This window comes from Streptomyces sp. NRRL S-118 (assembly GCF_000716335.1).
Lineage (GTDB): Bacteria > Actinomycetota > Actinomycetes > Streptomycetales > Streptomycetaceae > Streptomyces.
The window spans coordinates 1,347-3,459 of sequence record NZ_KL591032.1; the positions used below are offsets into that span (position 1 = coordinate 1,347).

A 2,113-nucleotide genomic window follows, 5' to 3' on the forward strand; every position below is an offset into this window, starting at 1 on the left:
TCGGCCACTGGCGCTCGGTCGACCCGGACAGTGCGCCCGCGCTGCCCGTCGACCACCCGGACGGCCGTAACGTCACCGCCGCCGAGCAGACCGTCGAGGTGCGCCTCGGCCGCGAGGAGACCGAGGCGCTGCTGCACCGCCTCCCGTCGGTGTACCGCACGCAGATCAACGACGTGCTGGTCACCGCCCTCGGCCGCGCCCTGTCCGACTGGACGGGCGCCGACCGCCTGGTCCTGGGCCTGGAGGGGCACGGCCGTGAGGAGCTGTTCGACGACCTGGACCTGTCGCGCACCGTGGGCTGGTACACCACCCACTTCCCGGTCGCCCTGACGCTGCCCGCCGGCGCCGGCTGGGGCGAGACGGTCAAGTCGGTGAAGGAGCAGTTGCGTGCGGTGCCGGGCCGCGGCCTCGGCTACGACGCGCTGCGCTTCCTGTCGGAGCCGGGCACGCCGGGCCACGCCCTGCGCGCGGATCGGCTCCCGCCCATCAGCTTCAACTACCTCGGTCAGTGGGACGGCACCACCGCGCGGGACGGGCTGGTCCGCGACCGCCTGCCCGCCCTCGGCCACGACCACGCGCCGGACGAACCCCGCCCGTACCTCCTCGATGTCGTCGGCATGGTCGAGGACGGCAGCCTCGGCTTCACGTGGATCTTCTCCGGGGAGGTCTTCGACCGGTCGACGGTGGAGCGCGTGGCGGGCGAGCACCTGGCGGCGCTGCGCGCCCTGGTGGAGCACTGCCAGGACCCGGCGAGCGGCGGCGCGACCCCGTCGGACTTCCCGCTCGCCGGGCTGGGCCAGGCGGCCGTGGACCGGATCGCCGGGGACGGCCGGGACGTCGAGGACATCTATCCGCTGACGCCCCTGCAGAGCGGCATGCTCTTCCACACCCTCGCGGAGCCGGGCTCCGGCGCCTATTTCGAGCAGATGAGCTTCGTCCTCACCGGAGTGGCCGACCCCGGTCTGCTGGAGCGGGCCTGGCAGCACGTCACGGACCACCTGGAGGTCCTGCGCGGGGCCGTCGTGTGGGAGGGAGTGGACCGGCCGCTGCTGGTGGTGCGCCGGCACGTGGAGACACCGGTGGTCCACCTGGACTGGCGCGGCCTGAGCAGCGACGAGCAGGCCCGCGCGCTGGAGCGCCACCTGGCGGAGGACCGGGAGCGGGGCATCGACCTGTCGGCCGCTCCGATGGCCCGTATCGCCATCGTCCGTACGTCGGACACGTCGGTACGCGTGGTGCGCACCTCCCACCATGTGCTGCTGGACGGCTGGAGCACCTTCCAGATGCTCGACGAGCTGACCACGGCGTACCGGGCGCTGGCCGCCGGGGACGAACCCGTGCTGCCCGCGCGGCGGCCGTTCCGCGCGTACGTGGAGTGGCTGGAGCGGCAGGACCTGACGGAGGCGGAGGCGTACTGGCGGACCCTGCTGGACGGGTTCGACGAGCCGACGGCGCTGCCGTACGACCGCCGTCCGGCCGCCAGCCACCGCGCGCAGTCCACGGAGCGGCTGGTGACGCGGCTGTCCGCCGACGCCTCGCGACGCCTGTACGCGTTCGCCCGGACGCACCGGCTCACCGTCAACGCCGTGGTGCAGGGTTCCTGGGCGCTGCTGCTGTCCCGGTACTCCGGGGAGCGCGACGTCGTGTTCGGCGCGACGGTCTCGGGCCGGCCGGCCGATCTGCCGGGTGTCGACTCCATGGTGGGCATGCTCATCAACACCCTGCCGGTGCGGGTGGCCGTCGACGGTGACGCGCCGGTCGCGCAGTGGCTGGCCCGTGTGCAGGAGGCCCAGGTCGAGGCGCGCCAGTACGAGTACGTGCCGCTGCCGCGCATCCAGGGATGGAGCCGTGTCGAGCGCGGCACGAACCTCTTCGAGAGCCTGGTCGCGTTCGAGAACTTCCCCGTGGACGGCGACACCGGCCACTCCGACGACGGCGTCCGGCTGCACGGTCTGGAAGGCGCCGACGTCACCAACTTCCCGTTGAACCTGGTCGCCTACGCGGGCGAGGAGCTGGCGTACGCCCTCGCCTACGACCCCGAACTGTTCGACGCGGCCACGGTCCAGCGGATGGCGGGTCACCTGGACGCCCTGCTCACCGGCATGGCCGACGA

Annotated in this window: 1 protein-coding gene; it reads left to right on the forward strand. The window is 73.3% G+C overall.

Features of this window, described 5'->3' with window-relative positions:
• The coding region (locus IH00_RS45140; RefSeq protein WP_031079847.1) for a condensation domain-containing protein at positions 1 to 2,113 on the forward strand (2,113 nt) is incomplete at both ends.